The sequence below is a fragment of the Streptomyces glaucescens genome (genome assembly GCF_002154375.1).
Classification (GTDB): Bacteria; Actinomycetota; Actinomycetes; order Streptomycetales; family Streptomycetaceae; genus Streptomyces; species Streptomyces glaucescens.
In genome coordinates, this window is sequence record NZ_MUND01000605.1 from 1 (window position 1) to 6,453 (window position 6,453).

Consider the following 6,453-nt stretch of genomic DNA (forward strand, 5'->3'; position numbering starts at 1 on the left):
TACGTGGAGCGTGAGGGCGTGCCGCACCGACACGCCCTCACGCTCCACGTAGGAGGCGCCCATCGCGGCGGCGTCCAGCAGCAGGTCGACCAAGTGGTCGTGGAGGAGGTTGACCTCGTCCACGTAGAGGATCCCGCGGTGCGCGTCGGCGAGCAGACCCGGCTCGAACGCCTTCACGCCCTCCGCGAGCGCCCGCTCGATGTCCAGCGCGCCGACCAGCCGGTCCTCGGAGGCACCGACGGGCAGCTCGACCATCCGCGCGGGGCGCGTGGTCCCGGTGCCCGCCTCGTGCGGCCCGTCGGGGCAGCCGGGGTCCGGGGCGGCCGGGTCACACGAGAACCGGCACCCGGGCACGACCGCTACCTCCGGCAGCAGCGCGGACAGCGCCCGTACGGCCGTGCTCTTCGCGGTGCCCTTCTCGCCGCGCACCAGCACGCCGCCGACCGCCGGGGACACGGCGTTCAGCAGCAGCGCGAGCCGCAGATCGTCCTGGCCGACAACGGCCGTGAAAGGGAAGGGAGTCGTCACTGGTCGCCCTCCAAGTCGCCTTCGAGCTCCAGGTAGGTGGCGCGCAGCCGCTCCAGCGTGTCCGCGTCCGGCTCGGCCCACAGGCCCCGGTCGGCCGCCTCCAGCAGCCGCTCGGTGATGCCGCGCAGCGCCCACGGGTTGGACTTCTTCATGAAGTCCCGGTTCTCCGGGTCGAAGACGTACTCCGCGCTCAGCTTCTCGTACATCCAGTCGTCCACGACGCCGGCGGTGGCGTCGTAGCCGAACAGGTAGTCCACGGTCGCCGCCATCTCGAAGGCGCCCTTGTAACCGTGCCGGCGCATGGCCGCCATCCAGCGCGGGTTCACCACCCGGGCGCGGAACACGCGGTGCGTCTCCTCGCCGAGCGTGCGGGTCCTCACCTGGTCCGGCGTCGCCGAATCGCCCACGTAGGCCTCGGGGTTGGCGCCCGTCAGGTGCCGGACCATGGCGACCATGCCGCCGTGGTACTGGAAGTAGTCGTCCGCGTCGACCAGGTCGTGCTCGCGGGTGTCGACGTTCTTCGCCGCCACCGCGATCCGCCGGAACGCCGTCTCCATGTCCCCGCGCGCCGCGCGCCCGTCGAGCCCGCGCCCGTAGGCGTAGCCGCCCCAGACCGCGTAGACCTCGGCGAGGTCGGCGTCCGAACGCCAGTTGCGGGCGTCGATCAGCGGCAGCAGGCCCGCGCCGTACGCGCCCGGCTTGGAGCCGAAGACGCGGGCGGTCGCGCGCCGCCGGTCGCCGTGCTCGGCGGTGTCCTCCTCGACGTGCGCCCGGACGTAGTTGGACTCGGCCGGCTCGGCCAGCTCGGCCACCGCCCGCACCGCGTCGTCGATCAGCGCGACGACGTGCGGGAACGCGTCCCGGAAGAAGCCGGAGATACGGACGGTGACGTCGATGCGGGGCCGGCCCAGTTCCTCCAGGCCGATGATCTCGAAGCCGGTGACGCGCCGGGACGCCTCGTCCCACACCGGGCGGCAGCCCAGCAGCGCCAGGATCTCGGCGATGTCGTCGCCCTGGGTGCGCATGGCCGAGGTGCCCCAGACCGTCAGGCCCACGGACTTCGGGTACTCCCCGTTGTCGGCGAGATAGCGCTGCACCAGCGAGTCCGCCAGGGACTGCCCGACCTCCCAGCTCAGCCGGGACGGGATCGCCTTGGGGTCGACCGAGTAGAAGTTCCGGCCGGTGGGGAGGACGTTGACCAGGCCGCGGGTGGGGGAGCCCGACGGGCCCGCCGGGACGTAACCGCCGTCCAGCGCCTTGAGGATGTGCCCGATCTCGTCCGTCGTACGGGCCAGCCGCGGCACGACCTCGGTGCAGGCGAACTCCAGCACGGCGACGGCCTCGGGCAGTTCGGTGCCCAGCACCTCGCGCACCAGCCCGGGCACCGCGGCGGCCGCCCAGTCCCGCGCCTCCATGCCCTCCGCGATCCGCCGGCACAGCTGCTCCAGCAGGTCGACGGCGTCGGCGGCGGACCGGGCCGGCCCGTCCACCAGGTCGGTCAGCTCCACCGGCACCTTCACCGGCGCGCCCGGCTCGGCCAGCAGCTCCTTCTCGACCAGCCCGAAGTGCGCGGCGAGCGCGGCCCGCAGTCCGGGCAGGGCGTTCGCCTGCCCGCCCCACACCTGGGAGGCGCGCAGCACGGCCAGCACCAGGTTCACGCGCGGCTCACCGACCGGCCCGCCGCCGAGGACGTGCAGTCCGTCGCGGATCTGCACGTCCTTGATCTCGCACAGATAGCCGTCGATGTGCATGACGAACTCGTCGAACTCTTCGTCGTCGGGCTGTTCGTCCACACGCAGGTCGTGGTGCAGTTCGGCCGCCTTGACCAGCGTCCAGATCTGCGCCCGCACGGCCGGCGCCTTCGCCGGGTCGAGGTCGGAGACGAGCGCGTACTCGTCGAGCAGCTGCTCCAGTTTGGCCAGGTCCCCGTAGGTGTCGGCGCGCGCCATCGGCGGCACCAGGTGGTCGACGACCGTGGCGTGCCCACGCCGCTTGGCCTGGGTGCCCTCGCCGGGGTCGTTGACGATGAACGGGTAGACCAGCGGGAGGTCACCGAGGACGGCGTCCGGCGCGCAGCCGCCCGACAGCCCGAGCCCCTTGCCCGGCAGCCACTCCATCGTGCCGTGCTTGCCCATGTGCACGACGGCGTCGGCGCCGAAGGTGTTGTCGAGCCAGCGGTAGGCCGCCATGTAGTGGTGGGACGGCGGCATGTCGGGGTCGTGGTAGATCGCGATCGGGTTCTCGCCGAAGCCGCGCGGCGGCTGGATCATGACGACGACGTTCCCGAACTGCAAGGACGCCAGCACGATGTCCTCGCCGTCGACGTACAGACCGCCCGGCGGCTCGCCCCACGCCTCGCGCATCGCCTCGCGCAGCTCGGGATCCAGCTTCTCGAACCAGGCCCGGTAGTCGGCGAGCGGCACGCGCGCGGGCGCGGCGGCCAGCTGCTCCTCCGTCAGCCACTCGACGTCGTGGCCGCCGGCCTCGATGAGCCGGTGGATCAGCTCGTCGCCGCCCGCCGGGTACTCGGTGAGTCCGTACCCGGCGTCCCTGAGGGCGTCCAGCACGCGCACCGCGGACGCGGGCGTGTCCAGGCCGACCGCGTTGCCGACGCGGGAGTGCTTGGTGGGGTAGGCGGTGAAGACGAGCGCGATCTTCTTCTCGGCGTTCGGCTTGTGCCGCAGCCGCGCGTGCCGCACGGCGATCCCGGCGACGCGGGCGGCCCGCTCCGGGTCGGCCACGTACACGGGGACGTCGTCCGGGCCCTGCTCCTTGAAGGAGAACGGCACGGTGATCAGGCGGCCGTCGAACTCGGGGATCGCGACCTGCATCGCCGCGTCCATGGGGGAGAGGGCGGCATCGGACTCGTCCCAGGCGGCCCGCGAGGAGGTCAGGCACAGTCCCTGCAGCACGGGGACGTCCAGGTCCGCGAGCGCGCCGATGTCCCAGGACTCCTCGTCGCCGCCCGCGGAGGCCTGCGAGGCGTGGGTGCCACCGGCCGCGAGGACGGTGGCGACCAGGGCGTCGGCCCGCTGGAGGATCTCGTACAGCCCCGGGTCGGCGCCGCGCAGTGAACCGCAGTACACCGGGAGGGCGTTGGCGCCGTGCGCCTCGATCGCCTCGCACAGGGTGTCGACGAAGGCGGTGTTGCCGCTCAGCTCGTGGGCCCGGTAGAAGAGCACGCCGACGGTCGGGCGGCCGTCCTCGACGGCGTAGGAGCCGTGCACCCCGTACTCGGGCATGGGCTGCGGCGCGGTGAACCCCTCGCCGGTCAGCAGCACGGTGTCGGACAGGAACCGGGCGAGTTCGGTGAGGTTGGCGGGGCCGCCCTCGACCAGGTACTTCAGCGCCTCCGCGACCACACCGGCGGGCACGCTGGACTCCGCCATCAGCTCCGCGTCCGGCACGGCCTCGCCGCCCAGCAGCACGGTGGGCACGCCGGACGCCTTCAGCGCGGCGAGCCCGTCCTCCCAGGCGCGCTTGCCGCCGAGCAGCCGTACGACGGCGACGTCCGCGCCGTCGATCAGGCCCGGCAGCTCCTCCCGGACGTCCACCCGGGTCGGGTTGCCGATCCGGTAGGGCGCGCCGGAGGCACGGGCCGCCAGCAGATCGGTGTCGGCGGTCGACAACAACAACACAGTGCCAATGCCAGTGCTCATGCGGGCGCTCCTGGGGGGATGAAAGGCAGTCCTTGCGGCGCACCGGACTCGATGAGCCGCCACAGCGCGTCCGTGTCCGCGTGCTGTTCGATCAGGTCGCCGAGCCGGTCGAGCTGCTCCTCGCGCAGCGCGGCGAACGAGGTGTCCGGGGCCGGCACGAAGCGGCGGCCCGCGGCGGCGGCCACCTCGCGCAGGAAGGCGCGCCGGAAGCCGTCCGACTCCAGCGAGCCGTGCCAGTGGGTGCCCCAGGTCTGGCCGACGCGGCAGCCGTCCAGGAAGGGCTCCCCGCCCAGGACGTCGGCGACGCCGTGGTGGATCTCGTAGCCCTCCACGTGCTCGCCGAGGGCTTCCCCCACCGGCCGGGTGAGGGTCTTCTCGCGGGCGAACCGCACCCGCACGGGCAGGATCCCGAGCCCGTCGACGTGGCCGCGGCGGCTCTCCACGTCGTCCTCGATGTGCTCGCCGAGCACCTGGAAGCCGCCGCAGATGCCGAGCACGGGGCGGCCTTCGGCGGCCCGGCGCGCGAGCGCGTCGGCCAGCCCCCGCTCCCGCAGCCACTCCAGGGCCCGTACCGTGCCACGCGTGCCCGGGACGACCACGAGGTCGGCGTCCGCCAGCTCCTCCGGCCGGTCCACGAACCGGACCACGACACCGGGTTCGGCGGCGAGGGCGTCCACGTCGGTGAAGTTGGACATGAGCGGGACCGCGCAGACGGCGACCCGCAGGACGTCCTCGCCGACCGGCGGGGCCACGTTCGACTCGCGCACGGTGCCGCGCAGAGACACCCTCAGCCCGTCCTCCTCGTCGATGCCGAGGCCGTGCCGGAACGGCAGGACGCCGTAGGAGGGCCGCCCGGTGAGGCTCTGGAGCATGTCCAGCCCGGGCTCCAGCAGGCTGACGTCCCCGCGGAACTTGTTGACGAGGAACCCGGCGACCAGCTCCTGGTCCTCCCGTGACAGCAGCGCCACGGTCCCGAAGAAGGACGCGAAGACACCGCCGCGGTCGATGTCGCCGACGACGAGGACGGGGAGCCGCGCACCCCGCGCGATCCCCATGTTCACGATGTCCGTCCGGCGCAGGTTGATCTCGGCCGGACTGCCCGCCCCCTCGCAGATCACCGCGTCATACGTGCCCCGCAGTTCGGCGAGACAGTCCAGCACGGTGCCGAGCAGCCGCTGCTGCCGCCCGCCGTGGTAGCCGCGCGCGCTCATCTCGCCCACCGGCTTGCCCAGCAGCACCACCTGGCTGCTCTGCTCACCGCCGGGCTTGAGCAGCACGGGGTTCATCAGCGCGGTCGGCTCGACGCGGCAGGCCTGCGCCTGCATGGCCTGGGCCCGTCCGATCTCCGCGCCCTCCCGTGTCACGAACGAGTTGAGGGACATGTTCTGCGCCTTGAAAGGCGCGACCTTGACCCCTTGCCGTACCAGCCACCGGCAGATCCCGGCGGTGACGACGCTCTTGCCGGCGTCGGAGGTGGTACCGGCGACGAGGAGACCGCCGTTCATCGATTGCGCCCCTTCCCGAGAAGGCGTGCGCCCGCGCACACGCCGAGCGCCAGCCAGCTCACACGCCGCGAGAGCCGTACGGCCCGCCGGATGTCGGTGACCTGAACGGCGCGCCCTTGGGTGTTCAGCACCGGCCGGTGCTCCACGCGCCCCCCGTAGGAGAGCGTCCCGCCCAGCCGCACCCCGAGCGCCCCCGCGAACGAGGCCTCCACGGGCCCGGCGTTGGGGCTCGGGTGCTTGCGGGCGTCGGCGCGCCGGGCCCGCACGGCACCGCGCGGATCGTCGCCCGCCACGGCGGCCAGTACGGCGGTCAGCCGTGCCCCCGGCCACCCCGCGAGGTCGTCGAGCCGGGCGGACGCCCATCCGTAGCGCCGGTAGCGGGGCGACTTGTGACCCACCATGGCGTCCAGCGTGTTGACGGCCCGGAAGCCGAGCAGCCCCGGCACCCCGCCGACGGCCCCCCACACCAGCGCGCCCACCACGGCGTCGGAGGTGTTCTCGGCGACGGACTCGACGACGGCCCGGGCGATTCCGTCCCCGTCGAGCGCCTGCGGATCCCGCCCGCACAGATGCGGCAGCCGCTCCCGGGCGGCCTCGACGTCACCCGCCTCCAGGGCCCGCCCGATGGCGGTCGCCTCGCGCGCCAGCGACGTCCCGCCGACGACGGCCCAGGTGGCGGCGGCGGTCAGCGCGACGGAGGCGGCGGGGGAGGAGCGTACGACGCGGGAGGCGGCCGCCCCCAGCGCCACGGCGCCACCGGC

The 6,453-nt window shown here is 73.6% G+C and carries 4 protein-coding genes; all 4 read right to left on the reverse strand.

Going from position 1 to position 6,453, the window contains the following annotated elements:
- A partial coding sequence (locus CCN42_RS32840) for a magnesium chelatase ATPase subunit I (protein WP_479688088.1) occupies positions 1 to 528 on the reverse strand: 528 nt, incomplete at its 3' end.
- Complete coding sequence (cobN, locus tag CCN42_RS32845; RefSeq protein ID WP_211294843.1) at positions 525 to 4,187, reverse strand: cobaltochelatase subunit CobN; 3,663 nt, start codon at positions 4,185 to 4,187, stop codon at positions 525 to 527. The genes cobN and CCN42_RS32840, both read right to left, overlap by 4 nt.
- On the reverse strand, positions 4,184 to 5,692 hold the full coding sequence (locus CCN42_RS32850; RefSeq protein ID WP_086741048.1) for a cobyric acid synthase: 1,509 nt from the start codon (positions 5,690 to 5,692) through the stop codon (positions 4,184 to 4,186). Before CCN42_RS32850 ends, cobN begins: the two co-directional genes overlap by 4 nt.
- Positions 5,689 to 6,453: CobD/CbiB family cobalamin biosynthesis protein (locus tag CCN42_RS32855; protein WP_086741050.1), on the reverse strand; the 765-nt coding region annotated here is incomplete at its 5' end. The genes CCN42_RS32850 and CCN42_RS32855, both read right to left, overlap by 4 nt.

Bases quoted from the DNA above. Each gene is read 5' to 3' on its own strand.
- cobN (WP_211294843.1), bottom strand. From the start codon at position 4,187: ATGAGCACTGGCATTGGCACTGTGTTGTTGTTGTCGACCGCCGACACC.
- CCN42_RS32850 (WP_086741048.1), bottom strand. From the start codon at position 5,692: ATGAACGGCGGTCTCCTCGTCGCCGGTACCACCTCCGACGCCGGCAAG.